We start from the raw sequence: 26,980 nt of genomic DNA on the forward strand, positions 1-26,980 counted from the left end.
GAGTGAAAAAGTATGGATCAGCCAATGAAAAGGGAAAGCAATATATGGCGGTATGAGGCAGGGGCCATACACAAAGTAACGGATACCATCGTTACGGAATATCCGATTACCATTATCCTAAATGAGCAAGAATTTGCTACACTTGTTTGCAGCCCTGAGCACATCGAAGAATTAGTCGTTGGATTTTTGGCTTCAGAAGGGATCATCAGAAGTATTTCAGAAATTAAGGAGCTTACGATTATCGAGGCGACTGGCCGCGCCATTGTCAATACTCATAAGGTCAACAAACTAAACGAACTGTTCCATTCCAAACGAGTCGTTACATCCTGCTGTGGAAAAAGCCGGCAAAGCTTTTATTTTTATAATGATGCTAGAACCGTTAAACCACTAGAAAACGTAGAGGCGACGATTTCTATAGACCAATGCTTTCATTTAATGCGACAAATGCAGGAGTCGTCTATTATCTTTCAGGATACAGGGGGCGTCCACAATGCAGCCCTTTGTGACACGAACGGCATCATTGTCGACAGAACGGACATAGGTCGACACAATGCCCTGGATAAAATTTATGGTCATTGCTTACAAAATTCAATCTCCCTTTCAGACAAGATTATTGTTTTTAGTGGTCGTATTTCCTCGGAGGTACTACTAAAAGTAGCTAAAATAGGATGCGGCATCGTTCTGTCAAAATCAGCTCCGACCGAATTGGCCCTCAAGTTGGCGGAAGAACTTCAAATTACGACTGTTGGTTTTCTCCGCAATCATTCTTTAAATATTTATACAAGACCGGATCGTATTGAAGTACAGGGGATTCAATCACTTACTTAAAGAAGTGCCGTTTCAACTTTGAAGAAAACAAAAAATATGATGTAAACCTTATACGAATGCATGCACCTTATAAAAATAAGGTGCTTTTTTTTATAACACCTAGTAATAAATAACTATATTTAATGGTAAAATCCTTCTGTTTTTTTATGAAACTATAAAATCCTACAATAATGATGCACTTACCTAATTCTACAAATAGGCAAACCCATCTCTTTTCGCCCATTACCTCGTAGGAATTCCTGCGGTCCTCTCAATTACTTATTAATTCTATAAATTCAGTTCCATGATTAAAAAAACTAATTATGAATATTTATAAAACTAATTTTATTTATTTTCTTAACTTTGTTAATATTCTAATAAATCAGGAAACTATTGTCAAAAAGTCTTACATAATGATATCTTTCACCATATTTTTTCTGTGTTTTTTAAGAAATGGAGGGATTTTTCGTGAATGTCATAGATTTAAGAAGAGATTTTCATCGTTATCCTGAACTGGGTTTTACTGAATTCAGAACCGCTTCCAAGGTGGTTGAGGTCCTAAAGTTTTTAGGGTATAACGTTTTATTTGGCGAGGATGCAATCGATTCTAACTCTCGTCGTGGGGTTCCATCTAAACGTGAATTGGACGAGGCGTATGCAAGAGCATTAAAATACGGTGCCAATCTGGAAATAATTGAAAAAATGAAAGGCGGTAATACCGCAGTCGTAGGAGAATTGAAAGGAAAAAAAGAAGGGCCAACAGTAGCTTTCCGATTTGATATGGATGCTTTACCTATTCATGAGAGCAGCGATGAGGATCATTATCCGCACGCGGAAGAATTCTCTTCTGAATTCTCTGGAAATATGCATGCATGTGCGCATGACGGCCATACGGCCATGGGGCTGTTACTGGCTGAAAGATTAGCAGACCGAGAGTTTGCTGGTACCTTGAAGCTAATTTTTCAACCTGCTGAAGAAGGAGGACGAGGCGGATATGCGATGTCCCATAAAGGGGTTGTCGATGACGTGGACTTTCTGTTTTGCTCCCACCTTGGATTAGATTTGCCACTAGGAGAAGTTCATGGGGGAAACTCAAAATTTTTAGCTTCTTCCAAAATGAAGGCCTATTTTTACGGTGTTCCATCCCATGCTGGCGGTACTCCTGAAAAAGGGCGAAATGCCTTACTAGGAGCAGCTACTGCTCTATTAAATATTCATGCTATCCCTCGTTTCAGCGGTGGGACCACTCGGGTAAATGTAGGAATATTAGAAGGCGGAACAGCAGCAAATATTATTCCTAGCGAAGCTTCTATGGTCATTGATGTCCGTTCTGATAAAGCAGAAATAAAAGACGAACTAGAAGAACGGGTGAAGTCAATTGTAGAACATAGTGCCTTGATGCACGGTTTAACATCTAAGATAGACACGATTGGTGAAGCAACCACAATCCAACCTGATCCAGAGTTGGTTTCCGTGGTACTCGAAGAGGCAAAGCAAATAGCTGGGTTTACATCCTTCAAAGAAGATTGTGACATTAGCCTAGGCAGTGAAGATGCTTCCTTCCTTATCAAAAGGGTGCAAGATAGAGGAGGAAAGGGAACTTACATGAATATAGGTTCCCCATTACCGGCACCGCATCATCATCACAAATTTGATATTGATGAGGCTGTACTACCGCTAGCCGTTCAACTATTAGTAAGAATTGGAAAACGGATGTTAACTTAGAAGAATAGTTCTAAATTCAACATATCGATTTCCGAATTTTTATATAAAAAAGGGGGTTTTTTTATGACAAAAAGGTTTAAAAAGCTCAGTTGGTTAATCACATGTCTGTTATTGCTCTCAATGGCCTTAATCGGGTGCAGTACTGATTCAGACAAAGAAACGAAATCTGCTAGCGGTGAGGCTGTAACGAAAAAAGGGGGAGATCTTCACGTTGCGATTGATGCTCAGCCGCCAACATTAGACCCCCAAATCTCTACAACCACTGCTACCAAAGAAATCGCCAGACACATCTATGAAACCTTATTGGTGTTAAACCCGGATTATGAAGTGCAACCGATGTTAGCAGAATCATATGAAGTAAGTGAGGATGGTTTAACTTATACCTTCAAATTAAGACAAGGGGTTAAATTCCATAACGGTAAAGAGATGACAGCAGAAGATGTAGTTGCATCGATGAACCGATGGTTAACTAAATCAACACGGGCTGCTAATGCGATTGGAAAAGGTCAATTTGAAGAAGTAGATAAATATACGGTTCAATTAAAAATTGAAAAGCCGACCATTGGAGTATTAGATGTCATTGCCTCCACCAACCAGTTTGCTGCCATCATGCCGAAGGAAATTATTGATAATGCTCCCAAGGACGGGATAACCGATATAGTTGGGACTGGACCATTTAAATTTGTTGAATGGAAACCAGACCAATATATTAAAGTAGCAAAATATGATGATTACAAACCTGTAGATGCACCATCTGATGGACTAGCAGGTAAAAAGGAAGCTTTGGTAGATAACATTATTTTTGAAGTGGTTACAGATAGCTCTACTAGACTAGGTGGAATTACAACAGGTCAATATCAAATTGCTTATCAAATCCCTTCCGATAACTATGAACAAATTACCAGTTCCTCTGATATGAAACCGATCTTAAATTTATATGGGGGCCTTACCTTCGTATTTAACAAAAAACAAGGGCCATTTACGGACGAAAAACTACGTCAAGCAGTCAACACAGGGATTAATAATGAAGACGTATTGATTGGAGCGTATGGGAATAAGAAATTTTACCGTTTAGATAATGGATTAATGTATAAAGACCAGAAAAAATGGTACACAGATGCCGGGAAAGAGTATTATAACCAAAACGATAAGGCAAAGGCTAAACAGTTAGTGAGTGAATCCGGCTATAAGGGAGAAGAGGTCCGTATTCTAACAACCAGGGATTATGAGTATAACTATAATTCTGCTGTTGTCATGAAAGAAGAGTTAGAAGCGATTGGAATTAAGGTGAAATTGGACGTCGTGGACTGGGCAACATTAACTTCTAAGCGGAATGATGCAGCTGCTTGGGACGCATTTATTACTGGATTTTCCCCAGTATCTTTGCCAACTCAAACATTACCATTAGACCCTAATTACGCAGGCTGGCCAGCGGATGAGAAACTTCAACAATTCACAGAACAAATTCGTACCGCTGCATCTGATAAGGATGCTTATGCCAAATGGGAAGAAATGCAGGAATATGCTTGGAAAGAGTATGTACCTTACATTAAAATCGGTGATTATTATACCTTCCATGTTTATCGAAATAACGAAATTAAAGGAAACACTTATTTTGAAGGTATGATTCTATGGAATACAAGTCTAACAAAATAATAACTTCTTAGAATAACAAAAGGTTGACTGTAAGGGGGACCTCACTAGTAAGGCAAAGACCGGAAAGGTGTTCAAACATCTCAATCTGGTAATTGTACAGTGAGGTTGCCCTTTACTATTACAAACCCTACTTGTTATCTTCCATTACATACTCTGCAGAAGGAGGCTTGTTTGAATTGAAATCGTATATTTTAAAAAGAATTCTTTCTCTTATTCCAGTTCTTCTCATCGTTTCGATTGTCGTTTTCATGATTATCCATTTAACACCTGGAGACCCTGCATCTGTGATACTTGGTCCTGAAGCAAGTCAAGAAGATGTCAAGCAATTGCAAGGGGACCTAGGATTAAATGACCCCGTTTACCAGCAATATTTCCATTGGGTTGAAGGTGTTTTCCAGGGAGACTTGGGCGATTCATTTTTTATGGATAAACCGGTGACGGAGGCGATACTTGAACATCTTGGTCCTACCATCTCATTAGCGATTTTGTCTCAAATTACAGCTATTCTTATTGCCCTGCCTTTAGGAATTATTGCTGCTAGAAAGCGTGGAACTATGACCGACCAAACTTTTATGGGTCTTTCCTTGCTGGGCATTTCTATTCCCCATTTCCTCTTCGGATTATTTTTAATTATTATTTTAGCTATTAATTTAAGGTGGCTTCCGGTAGCGGGGTATCAGCCATTGAGTGCCGGATTTTGGGAACATATTAAATATCTTATTATGCCAGCTATTGCCTTAGGTACCGGCCAAGCCGCACTTATTGCACGAATGACTCGGTCTTCCATGGTCGAAACGTTGAATTTAAACTTTATTAAAACGGCTCGATCAAAAGGACTTCATGAGAGGAAAGTCATCTATAAGCACACGTTAAGAAATGCATTTATCCCGATCTTAACAGTTATTGGGCAAACTTTTGGAACGCTCGTTGCCGGAGCTGCCGTAACCGAGACTGTGTTTAATATTCCTGGCATTGGCCAATTAATCATCAATTCTGTTGAACGAAGAGACTATATGGTCATCCAGGGCACGGTTTTAATGGTTACTTTAACATATGTTTTGATCAATTTATTAGTTGACTTACTCTATGGAGTCATTGACCCTCGGGTACGACTAAAGAAAGAATCGTAAAAAATTTGCTCTGACAGGAGGAAATCGAATGGAAGTAGCTGTTGAAAAGAGACGAGAATTGAGCGATTTTAGACGAGATATTAACCGAGAACGGAGACGTTTGTTTGTCCGCCGTTTTTTTTCCAATAAATTGACGGTTACCGGAAGTGTCATTATCCTTCTTACCTTACTGGTTACCTTATTGGGGCCTTTACTTTCGTCCTATAGTCCCTATGAAATGGTAGTAACTAGCAGATTAAAAGCTCCAAGTGCAGATCATATTTTTGGAACAGATAACTTAGGCCGGGACTTATTTGCACGAGTCGTATACGGGGCAAGGGCATCAATGGGTGTTGGACTTTCTGTTGCCATCATTACATCTGTATTAGGTATGATTATCGGTCTATATTCCGCTTTTTATAAGGTATTAGATCATGTATTAATGAGGATTTGTGATGGATTAATGGCTTTTCCTGCTATTTTATTAGCGATCGCATTAATGGCAGCATTAGGAACGAAAATTGAAAATGTCATTATTGCTTTGGGCGCAGTATTTACCCCTTATGTTGCTCGGGTAGTACGTTCAGCAGCGTTAGTAGTTAGAGAACAAACCTATATTGAAGCGATGAAGGCACAAGGGGCTTCCTCCTTGAGAATTATTTGGGGGCATATAGCTCCTAATACACTATCCCCTTTAATTGTTTACTCTACTTTTATCTTCGCTGATGCGATTATTATTGAAGCCGGTTTGAGCTTTTTAGGTGTGGGTGTACCGGCACCGGACCCGAGCTGGGGCAACATCCTTTATGATGGCAAATTAGTTATTTTTAATGCTTGGTGGATGACATTTTTCCCAGGGGTGGCCATTATTTTAGGTGTATTAGGCTTGAACCTGTTTGGTGATGGGTTGAGAGACTTGTTAGACCCGCATACAAACCATGCCAAGAAATAATCGAACAATCTAGGTTTGAAAAGCTAGTTTTGAAAGGAGGATACGAAAAATGGGAGACCACTTATTAGAAGTAAACAACCTTAAGACTCATTTCCGAACCGAAAGAGGGAAAGTTACCGCAGTTGATGGGATTTCCTTTCATGTCGATCGTGGTGAAGTGTTAGCCATTGTTGGGGAATCCGGATGTGGAAAGAGTGTTACAGCACAGTCGATTTTACGATTGTTTGAAGAAAATGGGGTAACAACATACGATGGTGAAATTAATTTTGAAGGAAAAAACCTTTTAAAAATATCGGATCATGAAATGAGAAAGATAAGGGGAAATGACATTTCTATGATCTTTCAAGATCCCTTAAGTTCTCTCAATCCTGTTTTTACGATTGGAGATCAAATCATGGAGCCGATTATGCTTCATCAGAAACTATCGAAGAAAGAAGCCTACAAACGAGCGATTGAAATGTTGAAATTAATTGGCATTCCGGCACCTGAACAAAGGGTTAATGAATATCCTCATCAAATATCAGGCGGGATGCGGCAGCGGGTCATGATTGCCATTGCTCTTGCCTGTCAGCCCAAACTGTTAATTGCAGACGAACCGACTACGGCATTGGATGTGACGATCCAATCGCAAATTTTGGAACTTATTGACAGTCTAAGACAGAAATTAGATATGGGTATTATGCTGATTACTCATGATTTAGGTGTGGTGGCTCAGCATTGTACACGAGTAGCCGTTATGTATTTAGGGGAAGTGGTGGAAGAAGGAGATGTGGAATCCTTATTCGAAAATCCGCTTCATCCATATACACAAGGGTTAATCAGCTCGATACCCCAGCTTTATGGCGATCGAAATAAAAAACTCTCCATTATTAAAGGAATGGTTCCATCCCTTAATGAAATTCCAAAGGGATGCAGATTCGCCCCAAGGTGCCCCTTTGCAGATGCAAAATGCATGAATGAAAAGCCAGAATTAGAAACGCTGGATCATAATAATAAAATTAAGTGCTGGCACTATCAAACAATAAAGGGGGCTGTATCGAATGCAACATGAAGCATTGAAACTGGACAGAGACGATGGGGACGGATTTTATGGAACCGCCGCCTTTGGAGCCCAGCCAGAAAAAGAGAATGCAAGAGAGAAGCTACTTGATATTAAAGGAATCAAAAAATACTTCCCGGTGAAAAATTCGATTGGGTTTACCAAAAAATATGTGAAAGCAGTGGATGATGTTACCTTTCATTTATATGAAGGCGAGACTTATGGATTGGTGGGCGAATCTGGTTGCGGTAAAAGTACTCTTGGTCGTACCATTTTACGGCTGACTGACCCTACGGATGGCGAGGTGCTTTTTGGGGGAACCAACATTCTTAATCTATCAAACTCAGAGTTTAGAAAACAACGGCAAAATTTACAAATGGTTTTTCAGGACCCATATTCCTCTTTGAATCCCCGTAAAAGGATTGGAGACAGTATTGCTGAACCGATGGTGATTCACAATATTGGCACCAGTCAAGAACGGATGGAAAGGGTATTCGACATTCTCGAAAAAGTAGGATTACATGCAGACACTTATTATCGCTTTCCCCATGAATTTTCTGGCGGTCAGCGACAAAGGATTGGTCTGGCGCGTGCATTAGTAGTGAACCCAAAGCTTGTCATCTGTGATGAACCAGTTTCTGCACTTGATGTATCCATTCAATCACAGATCATCAATCTTCTCGAAGATTTACAAGAAGAATTTGGGCTGACCTACTTATTTGTAGCACACGATTTAAGTGTTGTAAGACATATTTCCGATCGAATTGGTGTCATGTACTTGGGAAAATTGGTCGAGGAAGCCGAAACAGATGAACTTTTTGCCAATCCGCTTCATCCGTATACCAAAGCTTTGTTATCTTCCATTCCGCATCCAAATCCAAAAATCAAACAAGAAAAGATTATCTTAAAAGGAGAAATTCCTTCTCCTATTAATCCTCCTTCAGGGTGCAACTTTCATACTCGTTGTCCTTTAGCAACGGACATCTGTAAACAAGCAGTTCCGAAAAGAGTAGAGAAGGCATCAGGACATTTTGTGGCATGCCATTTAGTAGAGTAATCGCAACTCAAAATGATATGAAATGGGTGATGAAATGAACGCAAAGATTAATGGTTTAGTAGAAGAAATTTATTCTGAGATGGTGGAATGGAGGAGGGATTTTCATAAACATCCCGAATCGGGCTGGCTTGAGTTCCGTACTTCTTCATTAGTTGCTGAAAAGCTGGAAGCATGGGGATATGAAGTGAAGATTGGGAAACAAGTCATTGACTCCAATGCAAGAATGGGTGTTCCACAAGAGGAGATCTTACGACAGCATGAACAACGGGCGCTGAAACAAGGAGCGAATGAAAAATGGCTGGAATATGTAAAAGGCGGTCATACAGGTGTAGTAGGTATACTGGATACCAAACGCCCTGGTCCAACGATTGGCCTACGATTTGATATGGATGCACTCGATTTAGTGGAAGCCAACGTTCCTGAGCATGTACCCGCTGCAATGGGATTTCGTTCGGTGAATGAAGGTATGATGCATGCATGCGGCCATGATGCCCATACCTCAATTGGATTAGGATTAGCTAAATTATTTTCGCAAATTAAGGATCAACTTTCTGGGAGAATTAAGCTGATTTTCCAGCCGGCAGAAGAGGGCGTCCGGGGAGCTAAATCAATGGTGGTGGCTGGTGTTCTAGATGATGTGGACGTTTTCCTTGCCAATCATATTGGCACCGGTGTGCCACTAGGAAAGTATGTGTGCGCCAATAACGGCTATTTATCCACCACTAAAATCGATGTCACCTTCACTGGAGTCGCTTCCCATGCAGGCAAATGTCCGGAAGAGGGTAGAAATGCCTTACTTGCTGCGGCATCGGCGGTCCTTAACTTACACGGAATTCCCCGCCATGGCAACGGTAATTCACGTATTAACGTCGGTGTCTTAAATGCAGGAACAGGAAGAAATATTATTCCGTCCTCTGCAAAACTTAAGATTGAGACCCGAGGTGAAACCCTTCAAGTGAATGAATACATCTTAGCTAATGCCATCAATATTCTAAAAGGAACAGCAATGGCTCACCAGGTGGATGTAAACATTGACATCGTAGGGGAAGCCAAATCTGTAGAATGTAGCGAGGAACTGGCAGAATTTGTTCAAAAATCCATTCAAAATGTAGAAGAAATCAGTCAAGTTCAGTTACTTTCTAATAAAAGTTCTGGCTCTGAAGATGCAACCTACATGATGGAAAAGGTCAAAAGCAACGGGGGATTGGCAACATACGGTATCGTGGGAACAACCATTGCAGCCGGCCATCATAATGAAAAATTTGATATTGATGAACTTGGTATGAAGATTGGCGTAAAGGCATTAGCACAAGTGGTATTAAACTCTACTAAACTCAATGTTAAAAAGGCATTAGTATAAGTTTTTTCCTAACGAAAGAATAAGGGGTGTCACTATGAAGAGTACGATTTCATTTGCAGCCACCGGGGATTATTTACCGACACGACGAATGCCAAGTTATGAGGAAGAAAGCTTTAAGACGATCGAAAAAATTATCAAACAAGCGGATGGAAGAATCACAAATCTTGAAATTAGTATTTTGCAAAATGAAGGTACCCCCGGAGCAATTCCAGGCGGTACTCACATCCGAACGACCCCCGATCGTTTAGACGATCTAAAAGCCTATGGCTTTAATCTTGTTGGCACAGCAAACAATCATGCCTTTGACTATGGGTATGATGGACTCGAAGCAACGAACCGTCATCTGGATGAAGCAGGAATACTCCATACAGGTACTGGAGAGAACTTATATGAAGCAGGAAAGCCGATTTTCGTGGATACAAGCGCTGGTCGTATTGGATTTATTTCCGTTTCGGTAGTTTCTCATTTGACACACATGGCCACAGAACAAAGGCATAATATTAAAGGTAGACCCGGAATTAATGGTCTTCGCCATGTTCGTAAACATATTATTAGCTCTGAAGAACTTGCGGTGTTAAAAAACATTGCCGATAAAACAGAGGTAAATGCCTTCACTCAAATGTCAATTAAAGAAGCCTTCATTCTACCTTTTCCTGAAGGGATTTTACCTTTTGGAAGGGATCAATACGGCTATCCAATGTTATTTGAAGTCGGGGAGGAACAGGGCCTCGTAACTGAACCAAATGAAAAAGACATGCAACGTATTGAAGGGGTTATCGATGATGCTTTACGACAAGCGGATTATGTAATGGTTAACTTCCATGCCCATGAAATGAAGGGGACTAATAAACGAATCGCAGCTGATTTTGTAGGAAAAGCTGCGAAACGATTTATTGATGCAGGTGCCCATAGTGTCATTGGCCATGGGCCGCATACAATGAGGGGCATTGAAATATACCGGGGAAGACCGATTTTTTATAGTCTAGGAAACTTTATTTTCCAAAATGAGACCCTGGACGCCCTGCCGCAGGATTTTTATGATAACCATAATATTCCTAACGAATATGGCGTGATGAAGGCAATGGACAAGAAATCCTTTAACGGCACAAAAGGATTATTGAGTATACCGGAAATGATGGAGTCTGTTCTTCCCTTCTGGACCATGAAAGACGGAGAGTTAGTCGAATTAACCTTATATCCGATTGAACTTTCTCATGGAAAGAAACGTCACCAAAATGGGTTCCCGGAAGTTACAAAAAATGAATCCATACTAAAAAGACTCCAAGATTTATCGAAACCGTTTGGGACCAACATTATCATCGAAGATGGCATTGGCCGGATTTATGGGCAAGTAACCTTAGATAAAATGAAATCAGAAGTGAAATTTGTGTAGAAAAAAATAGCAGTAAATGGAGGGAGAAGTGGTTTTGAATCCAGTAGATTGGGTAAACGAATATATTCAACAAACACAGGAGAAATGGAAGGAAATCAGTGACTTTATCTGGGAAAATCCTGAAACAAGATTTGAAGAATACGTTTCCAGTAAGTACCTATGTGAAAAGTTAGAAAAAGAGGGATTTAAGGTCACAAGTGGTGTTGCAGGAATCGAAACAGCTTTTATTGGTGAATTTGGTGAAGGGAAACCAGTAATAGGTTTCTTGGGCGAGTATGACGCATTATCCGGATTGAGTCAAACATGTGATGTAGACCATCAGGAAGCAATTCAGCCTGGTGGCAATGGTCATGGTTGTGGTCATAATTTATTAGGGACCGGTGCTTTAGCCGCAGCTTCCGCATTGAAAAAATATATTGAGGAGAATAAATTAGAAGGAACGGTTCGCTTCTATGGCTGTCCTGGTGAGGAAGGCGGATCAGGAAAAACCTATATGGTCCGAGAAGGGTTATTTGATGATGTGGATTTCGCACTAACATGGCACCCAAATTTCCGTACAGGTGTTCAGGGCTGCAGTTCATTAGCCAACATTCAAGTCTATTTTAAGTTTAAGGGTAGAAGCGCTCATGCTGCATCCAATCCACACTTAGGAAGAAGTGCTTTAGATGCCGTGGAACTCATGAATATTGGGGCAAACTATATGCGTGAACATGTCAGCCAAGAAGCACGGATCCACTATGCCATCACCAACTCTGGAGGAATTTCACCAAATGTGGTTCAGTCTGAGGCAGAGGTGCTATACCTTGTGCGTAATAAGAATATGACCGAAACCAAGAAAATATATGACCGTCTTTGTAAGATTGCTAAAGGAGCAGCTTTAATGACGGAGACCGAAGTCGAGATTAATTTTGATAAAGCTTGCTCCAACTATAACCCTAATAATACGTTAGGAAAAGTGTTGGAACAATCTCTTCAAGAGGTGGATATGCCTTCCTATTCTACAGAAGAATATCAATTTGCCAAACAGATTTGGAATACATTAACGGATGCGGAAAAACAAAATGGTGAGTATATCCAGGCGGTTAGTACCAAAAGATTCCCGATTAGTCCAGAAGGTCCTTTTCTCTCTGCTGAGCCTATTCCTTGTGACGGAAAGGGATTCCTCTCTGGCTCTACTGATGTAGGCGATGTAAGCTGGATTACCCCAACGGCTCAATGTATGTATACGACTTCTGCTTTGGGGACAGTGCTTCACAGCTGGCAAATGGTCACTCAAGGAAAGTCTTCCATTTCCCACAAAGGGTTGTTACAGGTATCTAAAGCATTGGCGTTAACAGCCATTAAAGCTTTGGAAGATCAGGAAATCATCGAGCAAGCCAAAAAGGAATTACAAGCACAACTGGTGGAACACCCATACCAATGTCCGATTCCTGCTGGAGTAACGCCTACTAAATTAAAGGAAAGTCTATTAGTGTAAGGATGAGGGACTGCTTAATAGTGAATTAAGCAGTCCTCTTTTATAGCTGCTAGCCTGTTTTGTCATTAAATTTCTAAATGATTTCTATTAATATTATTAATTTCAATTATCAAAAACAATCAAGTATGATGTTTTACAAGAACAATTAAGAATGGAGTGAGCCCTATGAAATACAGTTACATTTCTCATTTATATTGTCCTAAGTGCAGCAACACTTATTCACATGAACAGAAAAATCAGTTATGCACCTGTGGATCACCGTTATTAGTTGAATACGATTTAGAACAACTAGGCAAGGTACTCTCCAAAGATGATTTAGTAGGTAGAGTATCCAGCTTATGGCGGTATCATGAACTGCTTCCTGTTAGTGATGAGAAAGATGTCGTCACATTAGGTGAAGGGATGACTCCGCTTATTAAGATGCCAGCTATAGGTAAAGATATGAAAATAGCAAACTTGTGGATGAAAGACGAGGGAATCATTCCGACGGGAACATTTAAAGCCCGAGGAGCGGCAGTGGGAGTATCCAAAGCAAAAGAATTGGGTGTAACAGAACTTGCCATGCCTACTAATGGAAATGCAGGAGCTGCTTGGTCACTTTATGCAGCAAGAGGAGGAATTCAATCTACCATTGTCATGCCAATTGATGCACCCAAAATTACTAGAAATGAATCAGCTATCTCGGGTTCAAACCTATATCTAGTTGATGGACTAATCAGTGATGCAGGAAAAATTGTGGCGCACTCGGTTACTGAACATGGTTTATTCGATGCATCTACCTTAAAGGAACCATACCGAATTGAAGGAAAAAAGACCATGGGACTCGAGATTGCCGAACAAATGGACTGGAAGCAGCCGGACGTCATTTTATATCCAACAGGAGGCGGCGTAGGGATAATTGGTATTTATAAAGCACTTACTGAATTGAAAAAGTTGGGCTGGGTGGAAGGAGAACTTCCTCGCTTGGTCGCTGTCCAAGCAGAAGGCTGTGCACCAATTGTTAAAGCATGGGAGGAAGGAAGGTCAGAATCAGAGTTCTGGAATGATTCTGAGACGGTTGCCTTCGGAATCAACGTTCCAAAAGCATTGGGGGACTTTTTAGTCCTTGAAGCCATTTATGAAACAAATGGTTGTGCAGTTGCAATTGAGGATGAGGCGCTTTTGGAGGAACAAAAGAAACTAGCCAGCCTTGAGGGAGCATTCGTTTGTCCAGAGGGAGCTGCAACGTTTGTAGCAGCTCGCAGATTAAGAGAACAAGGGTGGATAAAAGAGCAAGATATCGTTGTTGCCCTGAATACGGGAATGGGAATTAAGTATCCCGATACCATTTCCGTTGAGGTCCCGATCTTACAAAAAGGGGACGCTATTATGAAGAGTATTAAATCATAAGCTAACCATGCTGATAACTAAAATTAAACGAAAATGTCTAGGGTTGAGTAGTTTTCTAGGAAGGATAAAAATAAACTAACGGATCTAGGTTGAAGGTCGGTCTTAGGGATGACATAGCAAAAATTACGAATGATCGGGTTATTCTTAATTCTTAAGGTATGTAAGGATTTGAGTTCCATTTCTTTACGAATGGTATGAATGGATAAAATAGAAATCCCTAAACCGGCTTCAACCGATTCTTTAATAATCTGAGAGCTTCCAAAGGAGCGAATTTCGTTAGGTGAGAGGTTATTTTCTGAGAAAAGTTGATTGATAGCTTGACGGGTCGCAGAACCTTTCTCCCGAATAATCCATGTTTCATCTTTTAAATCTTGCAGTTCCACTTCTTGTTTTGAAGCAAGACGATGTTTAGGAGAGACAATCAGGACCATTTCATCTTGGGCAAATGGATGAATATGCAATTTAGGATTCTCTACTATACCTTCAACAATACCTAAATCCAATTCGCCACGAAGCAGCTGTGAAATAATTCGATGGGAGTTTCGAATGGCGATATTAGGCTTAATAAGTGGAAATTCATCTATAAATTCTGAAATGATTCTTGGAAGCAAATATTCTCCGAATGTATAGCTGGAACCAATAGTAAGAATCCCGCTTGCTGAGTGAGACAGGTCATCAATTAATCGATTCATCCTGTCATAAAGGGATAGAATTTGCTTTGCATGATGGTACAAGATTTCTCCAGCCTTTGTTAATCGCACATATTTATTACTTCGGTCAAGTAACTTTAACTCATATTCTTTCTCCAGTACTTTAATGGATAAAGTAACGGCTGATTGAGAAATATGTAGCGTCTCGGCTGCACGAGTAAAGTTTTTTTTTTCGGCAACAGTAACAAAAGTGAGAAGATGATAATCCATTGTTACCTCCTTTAGTTAATATATTTTTAAAATTCACAGAATTTACACCCTACTTAGAATAGTATAATAACATTTTTTTGATAGAAATAGGAATAAAGTCCTGTAATGTAAGTTTGAAAGAATGAAGATGGTGAAAAAAGTTTAAATTCCCCATCATGCCAAAGGAAATTATTGAAAAAATGTTAGGGGTTGAGAGATTGATTGATTTAAAAGAGAAGATGGAGGAAATGTTGAGGCTCTTAAAAAAGCTGGTGAATTTGGATAGCGGAAGTTATTATAAGCAGGGGATTGATGAGATAGGTGCTGTTTTATCCAAAGAATATGAATCAATTGGTTTTAATGTACATGTCCATCCCCAAGATGAACGAGGAAATAACCTCGTTATCAGGCACCCTGAGGCCCTGGATCCTAAGGTGATGATTGTTGCTCATATGGATACAGTTTTTCCAATAGGGACTGCAGAAAAGCGACCATTTATGATAGAGGGGAATTATGCTTATGGACCTGGTGTAGTCGATATGAAGGCAAGCTTAGTATCTGTACTATTTGCCATGAAAACATTGGTTGAGCTGCAATTTGATGCGTATAAGAATGTAGAAATTGTTCTCAATAGTGACGAAGAAATTGGCTCGAGACACTCAAGATCTCTAATCGAACTGGTTGGAAAAGAAAAAGAGTATGCCCTCATTATGGAAGCTGCAGGTAAAGATGGTTCTATAGTAACGCAGCGTAAAGGCGGAGCAAGGTACAAAATTAAAGTAGAAGGAGTGCCTGCTCATTCAGGGTCTGAACATGAAAAGGGACGCAGCGCTATAGAAGAAATAGCTTATAAAACAATAAAATTGCATAAAATGACTGATTATAAAGAAGGCATCACTGTAAATGTCGGATTGTTAAAAGGAGGAACTTCCGCCAATACGATTGCCCCTATTGCTGAAGCTGAAGTGGATGTAAGGATTACAAATCTGGAGCAAATAAAAGAAGTGGAGCGGAAAATGAAAGAGATTTGCTCTGTACCTACTATAAAAGGTACAAAAATTAAAATAGCAGGCCAGTTAAACCGGCCGCCAATGATGAAGAGCAAAAAATCGATAGAACTGATTCGGTTAGTACAGGAAATCGGAAAGGAAATGGGGTTAGAGATTAAAGAGGCATTTAGAGGAGGATGTTCAGATGGCTCTTTCACCAGCTCTATGGGCATAGCAACGGTTGATGGCTTGGGGCCAGTAGGCGGGAATGGCCATAGGGATGACGAGTACTTAGACATTTCATCACTAACTGAGCGAACGGAATTGCTGGCAGAAACCATCAGAAGATTGACACATGTGCATCAGACTACTCAGATTAAGTAAAGATGATAGTGTAATGCTTTTAAAAATAGGATAAATAATCACAGGGATCATGTTTTGGTTATAAGTACCGTTTCAGTCATTGAAGCGGTGCTTTTTTATGTTGTATTTAAACCTTTCTTAAAAAGGCTGTAGAGGAATTTTATATTCTTGACTTTTCATCCAGACATTAAGATAATAAAAATGCATTCATTAATTGAATGTATTCTGTGGGATAGATACCCGATTGAGTATTTTTCTTTAAATATTAAAAAGTAAAAAACTATTACACTCTAAAGCTTACTCAACAAAAGGAGGACATCAACATGAACCAACCACAAGAAACATGGAAAGAAATTTGGACCAGAAAAGGGAAAGCATCCGGCTCGCAAGAAGATTTGCTTGCATATAATGGGTATGAAGCGACACAAGTTGATATGGATGAGGTAGCGGCCCAAATCATAAAAGCTCTTGATATCAAACCAACCGATAAAGTCCTTGAAGTGGGCTGTGGTGCAGGTGCTTTAGCACAACGTTTAAATTGTGAATATGTAGGAATCGACTATTCACCTACACTTGTTCAACGGCACATTGAAATCCTAGGTAATTCAGTTCTAGTTGGAGAAGCGAATGATCTTATTTTTAAGGATAATAGCTTTGATAAAGTCATTTGTTATGGAGTATTTTTGTATTTCGATTCCGACGAATACGTACAACAAGCTATTAGCGAATTAAAACGCGTAGCCAAAAAAGCTGTTTTGATTGGTGAACTCCCAATGCGCTCTCATAGATCTGAACATAAATTATATAAAAAGGAAGACTTTTCTGATTGGACCATTACAGATGGATTTTATGACCCATACCGAAAAGATCGTTTTAATGCAACTATGTTCTTTCAAAATTAAAGTACATACCAATAGGAAAAGCTGCTTCCCCATATAGGTAAGCAGCTTTTTAATTGCGAGTCTGAGAAAGGGAAACAAAGTGGGGGTCTTACATGTTGGGAAATTTTTAAATTTTATGAATTCTCAACACTCCTTTAATAGTAGTGTGGTAATTTAATGAGGAACACACTAAAAGGAGTGATTTGATTGACACGTCAACGCTTTTCAATGATTGCCTTAGTTCTTCTATTAATCTCCTCCCTGTTTTATGTTACACCGAATGTTTCAGCCGAGAATGCACTTGATCCTGCTCCACAACTGCAGCCAGTTGGAACGGCTAATGGGAAGAAAATCTTATTTGATAATACCCATGGGCAAACAGCTGGCGCTGCAGATTGGGTTTTGGATGGGGGATTCTCTGACTTTGCTAATGCTTTAGCAAACAAAGGCTATTATGCTAAAGAGCTGCGAAAAACTTCCCCGATTACCTATGAAGATTTGCAAGGCTATAATGTATTTATTATTGGGGAAGCAAATATCCCCTACAAAACGTCTGAACAAGCTGCCATGATCCAATACGTGCAAAATGGCGGAAGTATCTTTTTTATCGGCGATCATTATAATGCGGACCGCAACAAAAACCGTTGGGATGCTTCGGAAGTCTTTAATGGTTATCGAAGAGGTGCCTATTCCAATCCTACAAAAGGAATGAGTACAGAAGAGGCTTCGTCTGCAGCCATGCAGGGGTTAACAGGTTCTGACTGGCTTTCAACCAATTTCGGTATCAGATTTCGTTATAACGCGATTGGCGATGTAACAGCCAATGATATTGTCGCACCAAGTCAAGCCTTCGGAATTACAACGGCGGTCGCTACTGTTGCCATGCATGCGGGGTCAACATTAGCTATAACCGACCCGAATAAAGCAAAAGGCATTGTCTATCTTCCTCCAACATCCGTGGCATGGGGGAACGCTGTCGATCAAGGTATCTATAATGGCGGAGGCAGAGCGGAGGGGCCTTATGCAGCGGTTGCTAAACTAGGATTAGGAAAAGCTGCATTTATCGGAGATTCTTCTCCTGTAGAAGATGCGACTCCAAAATATTTACGTGAGGAGACGGGCTCAAAGAAGACAACATACGATGGATTTAAAGAACAGAATGACGGCACTTTACTTGTGAATATAATCGATTGGTTATCAATACAGGAAAGTTATACCTCATTAACCCAGGTTAGCGGGTTGCAGCTTGATACGCCGACTTCTTTATTATCGATGGAAAATCCACAAACATCTACGGAGCCGGTAGCGGAACCGTGGGCTGCACCAGCAACAGGCTATAAATGGTATGATTCATCAACCTTTAAATCTGGCTCCTATGGTTACGGTTCTAGCGGAACCGGCGGGACAACCGTATTGAATGAAAAGTTTGAATCGGGTACCAAAACAGCATACTCGTCAGGGAATGTAACACTAGCGTCTGGCTCTTGGTATTTCGATAATGCGCTCATTGGCAATTTATCAGGAGATAAGAAAACGGGCTTGCAGTCTGCACGTGTACGAGCATCCGGAGCCCTTACCATGAACTTCGATGTAAGCGGGGCAAAAAGTATACAGATTTCCCATGCTAATTTCAGCACCGATAGTGGAGCAATCTGGCAGCTTCAAATGTCTACTAATGGAGGTTCGTCATGGACAAACATAGGAAGTACAAATACTAGTTCATCCACTTTAACAGTTAAAACTTTTACCATTACCCAAACAGCTCTAGTCCGTTTCCGAATTGTCGTTTCAGGTACATCGGGGAAAAGAATCAATTTTGATGATATGGTGATAAGTAATTAGATAAGGTCATCCAGTGTCTTAAAGCTATCCTGATTAACGGGATGGCTTTATTTTTTTTTGGAAAATTTTTAAACGCTGAGCCTTGCTCAACATTATGTCTTATTAGTAATATTCATTTTCTTGTTGCTTTTCGTATAACGGGAGCAACTTCTGTTGCCAAGCGCTCAATATTTTCGGCAACCTTTTTAAAGGGCATACCACCTATATCCATTTGTGCAATAAACCGCTGGTGACCAAACAGCTCGTATTGGCGCATGATTTTTTCAATAATCTGCTGTGAGCTTCCAACAAAAAGGGCAGATTCATTTCTAGCCAGTAGCTCAAATTCTGCTCTCGAATAAGTCTTATTTACACCATGCTGACGATTGAGATGGTGCCAATAATTTGAATGATATGGGTAAAATTCTTCTATTGCCTGTTGATACGTTTTTGAAATATAAGCGTGTCCGGTAACTGCAACCTTCAAATTTTCCAGAGCATGACCATTTTGAGCAGCTGATTCTTGGTATCGGTCAATAAACGGTTTAAATAAGCTTGGATCCCCGCCAAGTATTACCAATGCTAATCCAGTACCTAATCTACCCGCTCGTTCTGCACTTTTCAGTGTCCCTCCAACACCTACCGATATTGGGATTTTCTGTTGAATAGGACGGGGAGCGATTTCTGCATCCTTTATTGATGAACGATAACGACCATTCCAAGTAACCAATTTCTTCTCGTTAAGCTTTAGAAAAAGCTCCATGTGTTCTTCAAACAATTCATCATAATTATTAATATCGTATCCGAAAAGTGGGAATGATTCTAAAAATGCCCCACGTCCCGCAATGATTTCAGCCCGCCCATTTGATATCAGATCCAGTGTTGCAAACTCCTCGAATAAACGAATAGGATCTACGGTAGGTAATATGGTCGTAGCACTTGTTAGTTTCAATCGCTTAGTGACTTGTGAAATCGCTGACAAGACGACTGGTGGTGAGGACACTGCATAATCTAAACGGTGATGTTCTCCCACACCAAATACATCCAGCCCTGCTTCATCCGCCATTTTGGCAGCTTCGATTATTTCATCTATTCTCTGTTTTGCGCTGATGGTTTTCCCTGTTAGTGGATCTGGGTATAAATCCGCTAACGAATAAATTCCAATTTCCATACCATTCTCACAAGCATTCTTCAAATTCCTCTCCTCCAAAATGTTGATAATATCTTTTACTTAATATTATTCAATCTTTATAAAAAAGGAATTTAATTATAAACTTAAGCACTAGATGTATGTTAAAAAGGCGAACAGTGACTGAAACTGTTCGCCTTTTTAATGTCTAAAAAAACCACCAGAACCGTCCCTTTAGTCCTGCCTTTGGTCTTTTTAATATAAAAGTAGAATATTATTTTGAAAGGATTTAAAAGGAAGATAAAGCTATTTAAACCGAAAGAGGGTGGAAATCATGGGATCCTTTGGTAATTACTATCGTATTTTAGATGTACCCTATGATGCAACATTTTTTGAGATTAAAGAAGCTTATCGAAAAAAGGTAAAGGAAGTTCATCCGGATATAGTAAAAGGGAATGCTGAACAGTTTAAAAGAGTGAAAGAAGCATATGAAGTTCTTAAAAATGTTGAAAAAAGAAAGAGGTATGATAATTTACTTTTTAATGAAGCACATGACAAAACACGTAATCAAAAACAGGAATCTACAGCTAAAACGAATCCTAGTATAAAAATCGTAAAGATAAAAAGTAAAACTCGAAAACAGTTTAGTTTATCATCTGTAACCTTAAATGCGTCTCTTTTTATAATTGGAGTTTATCTAAACAAAAAGAGAAAGTAAAAAGTTCTGCGGCGTTCGACGAAAGCAATATCAGGGAAAATATTTAATTTATTACTGGAAATATTGATGGTTTTTGTTCAAACTAAAAGAGACCAAAGAATACATAACATCTAAAGTCAATCCTCTCTAATCAAACAGAATTGAAAATAAACGAGAAAAGGTGAGAACATGAGTCAATTATCAGAATTAGTATCCAATGAACATACTCAAAATGTCGAGGAATTAAAAGATTTACTAAGAATTCCAAGCATTAGCTCTTTATCCGAACATAAAGAGGATATTCAAAAAGCAGCGTCTTGGATTGCCAAAAAGCTAGAATCCATTGGAATGGAACACGTTGAAATCATCCAGACAAAAGGTCATCCTATTGTGTATGCCGACTGGCTTCATCAAGAAAATGCCCCAACCGTCTTAGTATACGGACATTATGACGTACAGCCCGTTGATCCTTTTCATCTATGGGAAACGCCACCATTTGAACCGACGATTCGTGATCAAAAGATTTATGCAAGAGGGGCAACTGACGACAAGGGCCAAACATTCTTACATATAAAAGCAGTGGAAACACTATTAAAATCAGAAGGTAAATTACCAGTAAACGTTAAATTTTGTATAGAAGGGGAAGAAGAAATCGGAAGTCCTCATCTTCCGCCATTTTTAGCCGAAAACAAAGAGAAATTAGCCTGTGATGTAGTTGTCATTTCTGATTCAGATATGTGGGACAGGGGTGTACCTGCGATTACCTATTCTTTAAGAGGTCTTTGTGCATTAGAATTTTCACTAAAAACCGCTAACTCTGATTTGCATTCCGGCATGTATGGCGGTGGAGTTCAAAATGCCAACCATCTATTGGTACAGCTTCTTTCCACACTTCATGACGAAAACGGAAAAGTAAAGGTTGAACATTTCTATGATGATGTAGTGGAACTCACCGAATTTGAAAAGGAACAAATTAAAGCATTAGATTTCAATGAAGAGAAGCTAAAACAAACATTAGGGTTAACGGAATTAACGGGAGGGGAAAATAACGATTTTCCTTATTCTGAAAGAATCAATTCACGTCCAACATTAGAAATAAATGGGTTATGGGGAGGATTTCAGGGAGAAGGGACAAAAACAGTAATCCCAAACGAGGCTCATGCGAAAATTACCTGCCGTCTCGTCCATAATCAAAACCCGGTAAAAATTCAGGGATTAATTAAAAAGCACCTGGAAGAACATGCACCAAAAGGATGCACGGTGAATGTGACCTTGCAAGATACGGGTAATCCATTTTTAACGCCGATCGATAGTCCGATGATTCAAAAAGCGGCAGCAGCATATGAAACCGTATATGGGAAAGCGCCTGTTTACAAAAGAGAAGGTGGTTCGATTCCAATTGTATCGGATTTCAGCCATTCACTACATGCACCTGTTGTCTTAATGGGATTCGGTTTGCCAGACGAAAATCTTCATGCACCAAACGAACACTTTAACCTAGAAAACTTTGATAAAGGAATCTTAACTATTTGTTCCTTCCTAGGTCTTCTTAATAAGTAAAATAGTGCCGGTCACTACCAGTAGAATCGTCTACCAAATCTATAAAATCTTAAAACGATCATTAGTAAAAAAGAAATAATTGAATGACAATGACACCATTGAATGTAATAGAATATGGAGGAAAAACAAATGAAATTCCCAAATGATGCTGATGGACAGGCATTGCAAAGCCTATTTAAAGATGGAGTGAATTTTAAGAAACCACAATCTGTCGAGTTTTTTGTAGCGGTTCCAGATCAAGCCACCGGTGATAAATTATCGCAAGTACTTAAAGGTGAAGGCTACAATTGTTTCTTAGAACAAGACGATGAAACGGATGAGTGGGCATGTAGTTGTTCTAAGAAAATGGTATTAAATTATAATCAAATAGTTAAGATTCAAAAGGAATTGGATAATTTATGTAAACCATATGGTGGTTATTCTGATGGTTGGGGCGTTTTTGTAGATTAGAGAGCAAGGGAATGGCGAACAGTGACTATCACTGTTCGCTACCTCTTTCAATGAATCAGAAAAAACTTTATATTTTTTAAAAAATTTAGAAAATGAACGGAATATTTGTTGAGTCATTAAAGTTTGAGTGAAAATCTGGTAGAAAACATGGAATAGTTATAATAGAATAGAAACTATAAAAATTGCTTAGAAGGGTAGGAAAATATGTGAGTGAATTAAACATTAATACGAATCCAGGATTCTTCACAAGAAGTAATGCAGCTATGTCCAAGCTTCGGGATTCAGAGAAAAAGATTGTCGAGTTCATTGAAAAGAACCAGGCGGAAATTATCCATCTCTCTATTACAGAGGTTGCCGAGAGAAGTGAAACGAGTGAATCCTCGGTCGTCCGTTTGTGTAAGCGACTTGGCTATAAAGGCTTTCAAGACTTAAAGATTCATTTAGCAAGGGAAGTCATCGCACCTGAAAAGCAAATCCATGAAGTGATTGAAAAAGGCGACGATGTGGTGATGATCAAAAAGAAGGTATTTCAGTCCAATATTCAAGCTTTATATGACTCTATCGAAGTTTGTAGCGATGATGAAATACAGAAGGCAGTGGATGCGATTACTAATGCCCGACTAATTGAGTTCTATGGAACGGGTGGGTCTGGAACGGTTGCCCTAGATGCACACCATAAGCTTTTAAAATTAGGGATTAAATCATTTGCTTATAATGATAGCGTTCTACAGGCGATGTCAGCTTGTGTCCTTACCGATCAAGATGTAGTGATTGGAATTTCCCATACAGGCTCCAATACCGATGTTTTAGATGCGATGAGACTGGCAAAAGAAGCGGGTGCCACCATTATTTGTATTACCAATTCATCGAAATCACCGATTACGAAAATATCGGACATTGTCTTACAAACGGCATCAAAGGAAACCCTATTCCGTACCGATGCCATTTCTTCAAGAATCGCTCAATTAACGATTATTGATATTTTAGTCGCCGCAGTGGCCAATCAAGCGTATGAATTGTACTTTGCCAACCTGCAGAAAACACGTAAGTCTACCATTGATAAAAAGATGTAAACTTGCCTTTTTGATCCCCTTTGAAGAAATAATTCATTTTTTTTAAAATAATCTTGAAGGAAATTACCACCATGTGCTATGATGGGGGTACGAACAAAGTTTTCAGAAAATTAAGTTTGTAATGAATATTCTTTTTTTATAACGAAAAAAGAAAGCGTTAACAAACGAACAAGGGGGAGAAAGAGTAAATGAAGAAGCTTTTATCTGTAGTATTGATGGTTGTTCTAATGTTATCTGTAGCAGCATGTAGCAGTTCAACAAGTGGGGATGGGAAATCTGAAGCGGGAAAATCAGGTGAATCAGGAAAAACAGGTAAGACGGTAACGTTTAATCTTTCAACTCCTGATCCCGACACAGCATCTGTATCAGTTGCTGCAAAAGAGTTTGCTAAGGTAGTAGAGGAAAAAAGTAATGGATCCATTAAGATTGAGGTTCATCCAAACGGAACGCTGTATGGCGGAGACCCATCGGCGGCCGTCAAACAACTTGGAGCGGGAAGCCTTGATATGCTGGTTCTTTCCACATCGCTTTACGCCAACTTTGAACCAAAATTTAGTGCGATTAGTATCCCATATCTATTCGATGATAAAAGTCAATTTGTCTCCTTTTTAAATAGTGACCTAGGGGCAGACCTATTAAGTTCCGTTTCGAAATTAGATATTCATGGATTAGGATATTGGACGCGTGATTTTAGACAAATTACGAACTCAAAGAATCCTATTACCAAACCTGAAGACTTAAAGGGAATTAAATTACGCGTTCCAAACAACCCATTATGGGTAGAATTCTTCAAGGGTACTGGTGCTGTTACCACTCCAATGGACTTCGGTGAAGTTTATAACGCATTGCAGTTAAAAACAATTGATGGTCAAGAAAATCCTATCGGTGTGGTAACGTCGGCAAAATTATATGAGGTTCAAAAATACGTAACCATTTCAAACCATATGGCAGATGGTTGGGTAGTAGGAATTAATCAGAAGAAATTCGATGCCTTAACTGACGAGCAACAACAAATCTTAACAGATGCTTCAAAGGAAATTCAAAAGTGGGCATTGGATTACGATACAAAAGAAGCCGATTCGGCGATTAAACTTCTTAAGGACAAAGGAGTGAAAGTCAACGAGTTAACGAAGGAACAGCAGCAGCTCTTCGTGGAAGTTTCAAAGAAAGCATATCCAACCTTCAAGGGCTTAGTGAAAGATGATGAGTTCTTCAAGAAAATATTAGAATTTGTTGGTAAGAGTGAATAAGTAAGTGATTAGGGCGTTAGGGCGGTCCAATGTGGCAAGCGGACCGCCTCCCACATTGAACTAAAGGAGAAAATACATGGTTAAGGATGAAAAAGGTAAACTTAAACGTTTCTTTCAAGTCATTAACAATATTACGGATACAGTGGCGTCCTTGACTGCCATGACCATTTTTGTGGTGGTTATCTGGCAAATCTTTGGGAGATTAATAGGGAAGCCTGCGCCATGGACGGAAGAGTTAACTCGTTTTGCCTTTATCTGGCTAATATATCTGGGGATTGGGATTGGCTATCGTAAAGTAGAATCCGCCAGAGTTACCCTATTATTGAAACTGCTACCCAAATTTATTCAAAAAGGGTCGGTATGGATTTATACACTCGCTTCGATTGGATTCTTTGTCTTTATGTTGATTTATGGTGTAGAGCTTATGTCACAGCAGATCAATACAAGTGAAAAAAGCTCGGTGTTACTATTACCGATGTGGATTATTGGGTTGTGTATGCCTGCTTCCGCCATCATTGGGATTCTTAATATCATTCAGTCATTACTTTATGACCGTGCACTCATCCAAGAGGAGGTGAAGCAATAGAATGTCGATTTTTCTATTAATATTATTCTTTATCTTAATGTTCATTGGTATTCCTATTGCTGCCTCTCTAGGTATTTCAGTGGTCGCCACCATTCTTCTTTATACAGATGTACCGATCAGTATTGTCACCCAATCGATGTACAGCTCCATGAATAGCTTTATTATGGTAGCTGTTCCATTATTTATCTTAGCCGGAATCATTATGGACGAAGGGGGAGTAGCAGAGAAGATATTTGATTTTGCCAGAAGTGCAGTAGGTTGGATGACCGGTGGTTTAGGTCACGTCAATATACTAGCAGGTCTTATCTTTGCTGGTATGGCAGGCTCTTCCGTTGCAGATATCGCTAGCATTGGTCGTATCACCATATCTGCTATGACAAAAAACAAATATCCATTGGAATACGCTTCGGCACTAACCCTTATCACCTCTATGCTAGCGACCATTATTCCACCTAGTATTTTGATGGTAGTTGCTGCTTCAACAGCTGGTGTTTCGATTGGTGCAGCCTTAGTCGGCGGTCTTGTTCCAGGGGTACTCATTGCGATTATCTTTATGTGCTACAACTTCTATTACAGTAAGAAACATGGCTATGGAGTCCGACAAAAGTTTGAATGGAGTGTGTTTAGAAAAGAATTTGTTCACGCCATCCCAGCCTTGCTTGCACCCGTTATTTTACTGGCTGGTATTTTGAGTGGGGTATTTACACCAACGGAGGCAGCTGCCATCGCTGTGCTATATACCTTAGTAGTGGCGCTGTTTGTTTACAAGGGTTTAACCTTCAGGAAACTACCGAATATCTTTTTTAGAACAGCTAACCTAACAGGAACGATTCTTTTTATCGCCGTCACTGCCAAGGCAGCAAGCTGGGTGTTCGAGTATGATGGTCTCCCGTCAAAGATTGCTACATTTATCGGAGGAATAAGTGATAGTCCACTGATCATTATGTTGTTGTTGTTTGTATTCTTTATCATTGTGGGGATGTTTATGGATGCGACAGCCGCCATCTTTATCCTAGTACCGATATTAATGCCGACGGTTTTAGCGGTTGGAATTGACCCAGTGTTCTTTGTTGTATTCTTAGTTATCCTTCTTTCAGTAGGATTGGTGACACCACCAGTAGGTGTCTGTTTATACGCAACCTGTAATATAACGGGATTGAAAATTGAGAAGTTAAGTAAAGCAACATTACCATGGATACTCGTTACCTTTGCGGTCTTGCTTGTTTTTGTTTTCATTCCACAGATTATTACGGCTCCAATCAGTTGGTTTAATTTGTAAAAATAGAAGAAAACATGAAGGAAAGTTTTCTTCTTATTT

23 protein-coding genes are annotated in these 26,980 nt (G+C 39.6%); 21 read left to right on the forward strand and 2 right to left on the reverse strand.

The genetic code is table 11. The annotated features are described in order from the left end of the window. The first annotated feature begins 12 nt into the window (after window positions 1–12). From fdhD to ABES03_RS16180, 11 genes are all read left to right on the forward strand, one after another. Complete coding sequence (gene fdhD / locus ABES03_RS16130) at window positions 13–828, forward strand: formate dehydrogenase accessory sulfurtransferase FdhD (protein WP_430118491.1); 816 nt, start codon at window positions 13–15, stop codon at window positions 826–828. Between the two features lie 432 nt (window positions 829–1,260). Beyond that, complete coding sequence (locus ABES03_RS16135; RefSeq protein ID WP_430118493.1) at window positions 1,261–2,532, forward strand: amidohydrolase; 1,272 nt, start codon at window positions 1,261–1,263, stop codon at window positions 2,530–2,532. A gap of 63 nt (window positions 2,533–2,595) precedes the next feature. Then, window positions 2,596–4,188, forward strand: a complete 1,593-nt coding sequence (locus ABES03_RS16140) for an ABC transporter substrate-binding protein (RefSeq protein ID WP_430118495.1) — start codon at window positions 2,596–2,598, stop codon at window positions 4,186–4,188. A gap of 176 nt (window positions 4,189–4,364) precedes the next feature. After that, entirely contained in the window at window positions 4,365–5,318 is a 954-nt protein-coding gene (locus tag ABES03_RS16145) for an ABC transporter permease (RefSeq protein ID WP_430118497.1), read from the forward strand. Between the two features lie 28 nt (window positions 5,319–5,346). Beyond that, on the forward strand, window positions 5,347–6,249 hold the full coding sequence (locus ABES03_RS16150) for an ABC transporter permease (protein WP_430118499.1): 903 nt from the start codon (window positions 5,347–5,349) through the stop codon (window positions 6,247–6,249). Window positions 6,250–6,298: 49 nt separating this feature from the next. Next, on the forward strand, window positions 6,299–7,300 hold the full coding sequence (locus tag ABES03_RS16155; protein ID WP_430118501.1) for an ABC transporter ATP-binding protein: 1,002 nt from the start codon (window positions 6,299–6,301) through the stop codon (window positions 7,298–7,300). Continuing rightward, window positions 7,290–8,345, forward strand: a complete 1,056-nt coding sequence (locus tag ABES03_RS16160; RefSeq protein ID WP_430118503.1) for an ABC transporter ATP-binding protein — start codon at window positions 7,290–7,292, stop codon at window positions 8,343–8,345. The genes ABES03_RS16155 and ABES03_RS16160 overlap by 11 nt, the downstream gene beginning before the upstream one ends. A gap of 34 nt (window positions 8,346–8,379) precedes the next feature. Beyond that, on the forward strand, window positions 8,380–9,705 hold the full coding sequence (locus tag ABES03_RS16165; protein ID WP_430118505.1) for an amidohydrolase: 1,326 nt from the start codon (window positions 8,380–8,382) through the stop codon (window positions 9,703–9,705). A 34-nt stretch (window positions 9,706–9,739) separates the two neighbouring features. Next, on the forward strand, window positions 9,740–11,098 hold the full coding sequence (locus ABES03_RS16170; protein WP_430118507.1) for a CapA family protein: 1,359 nt from the start codon (window positions 9,740–9,742) through the stop codon (window positions 11,096–11,098). A gap of 34 nt (window positions 11,099–11,132) precedes the next feature. Further along, complete coding sequence (locus tag ABES03_RS16175; protein ID WP_430118509.1) at window positions 11,133–12,575, forward strand: M20 family metallopeptidase; 1,443 nt, start codon at window positions 11,133–11,135, stop codon at window positions 12,573–12,575. Window positions 12,576–12,740: 165 nt separating this feature from the next. After that, window positions 12,741–13,964, forward strand: a complete 1,224-nt coding sequence (locus tag ABES03_RS16180) for a threonine synthase (RefSeq protein ID WP_430118510.1) — start codon at window positions 12,741–12,743, stop codon at window positions 13,962–13,964. A gap of 23 nt (window positions 13,965–13,987) precedes the next feature. Here ABES03_RS16180 and ABES03_RS16185 read toward each other — a convergent pair whose 3' ends face one another. Then, window positions 13,988–14,884: a LysR substrate-binding domain-containing protein gene (locus ABES03_RS16185; RefSeq protein WP_430118512.1), complete on the reverse strand. Its 897-nt coding sequence runs from the start codon at window positions 14,882–14,884 to the stop codon at window positions 13,988–13,990. Window positions 14,885–15,081: 197 nt separating this feature from the next. Here ABES03_RS16185 and ABES03_RS16190 point away from each other — a divergent pair, with 197 nt between their 5' ends. From ABES03_RS16190 to ABES03_RS16200, 3 genes are all read left to right on the forward strand, one after another. Beyond that, complete coding sequence (locus ABES03_RS16190; RefSeq protein WP_430118514.1) at window positions 15,082–16,236, forward strand: M20 family metallopeptidase; 1,155 nt, start codon at window positions 15,082–15,084, stop codon at window positions 16,234–16,236. Between the two features lie 302 nt (window positions 16,237–16,538). Continuing rightward, window positions 16,539–17,117, forward strand: a complete 579-nt coding sequence (locus ABES03_RS16195) for a class I SAM-dependent methyltransferase (protein ID WP_430118516.1) — start codon at window positions 16,539–16,541, stop codon at window positions 17,115–17,117. Window positions 17,118–17,324: 207 nt separating this feature from the next. Continuing rightward, window positions 17,325–18,938: an Ig domain protein group 2 domain protein gene (locus ABES03_RS16200; RefSeq protein ID WP_430118737.1), complete on the forward strand. Its 1,614-nt coding sequence runs from the start codon at window positions 17,325–17,327 to the stop codon at window positions 18,936–18,938. A gap of 112 nt (window positions 18,939–19,050) precedes the next feature. Here ABES03_RS16200 and ABES03_RS16205 read toward each other — a convergent pair whose 3' ends face one another. Then, window positions 19,051–20,088, reverse strand: coding sequence for an LLM class flavin-dependent oxidoreductase (locus ABES03_RS16205; protein WP_430118739.1), 1,038 nt, complete (start codon window positions 20,086–20,088; stop codon window positions 19,051–19,053). Between the two features lie 292 nt (window positions 20,089–20,380). Between ABES03_RS16205 and ABES03_RS16210 the strand changes: the two genes are divergently transcribed. From ABES03_RS16210 to ABES03_RS16240, 7 genes are all read left to right on the forward strand, one after another. Then, window positions 20,381–20,764, forward strand: coding sequence for a J domain-containing protein (locus tag ABES03_RS16210; RefSeq protein ID WP_430118518.1), 384 nt, complete (start codon window positions 20,381–20,383; stop codon window positions 20,762–20,764). Between the two features lie 168 nt (window positions 20,765–20,932). After that, window positions 20,933–22,303: a dipeptidase gene (locus ABES03_RS16215; RefSeq protein ID WP_430118520.1), complete on the forward strand. Its 1,371-nt coding sequence runs from the start codon at window positions 20,933–20,935 to the stop codon at window positions 22,301–22,303. Window positions 22,304–22,432: 129 nt separating this feature from the next. Next, window positions 22,433–22,753, forward strand: a complete 321-nt coding sequence (locus ABES03_RS16220; protein ID WP_430118522.1) for a ribonuclease E inhibitor RraB — start codon at window positions 22,433–22,435, stop codon at window positions 22,751–22,753. Window positions 22,754–22,959: 206 nt separating this feature from the next. Beyond that, window positions 22,960–23,826 (forward strand): MurR/RpiR family transcriptional regulator, encoded by an 867-nt coding sequence (locus ABES03_RS16225; protein ID WP_308079431.1) that lies wholly within the window; start codon window positions 22,960–22,962, stop codon window positions 23,824–23,826. 188 nt (window positions 23,827–24,014) lie between these two features. Then, window positions 24,015–25,076 carry a DctP family TRAP transporter solute-binding subunit gene (locus ABES03_RS16230; RefSeq protein ID WP_430118524.1) on the forward strand — a complete coding sequence of 354 codons (1,062 nt, stop codon included), beginning with the start codon at window positions 24,015–24,017 and terminating at the stop codon, window positions 25,074–25,076. A 76-nt stretch (window positions 25,077–25,152) separates the two neighbouring features. Then, the gene (locus tag ABES03_RS16235) at window positions 25,153–25,662 is read left to right on the forward strand and encodes a TRAP transporter small permease (protein WP_430118526.1); all 510 of its coding nucleotides are present in this window, start codon (window positions 25,153–25,155) and stop codon (window positions 25,660–25,662) included. Window position 25,663: 1 nt separating this feature from the next. Beyond that, window positions 25,664–26,941 carry a TRAP transporter large permease gene (locus ABES03_RS16240; protein WP_430118527.1) on the forward strand — a complete coding sequence of 426 codons (1,278 nt, stop codon included), beginning with the start codon at window positions 25,664–25,666 and terminating at the stop codon, window positions 26,939–26,941. Window positions 26,942–26,980: the final 39 nt, after the last annotated feature.

Origin of the sequence: Neobacillus rhizosphaerae (assembly GCF_050477885.1) — a bacterium.
Taxonomy (GTDB): domain Bacteria; phylum Bacillota; class Bacilli; order Bacillales; family Cytobacillaceae; genus Neobacillus; species Neobacillus rhizosphaerae_A.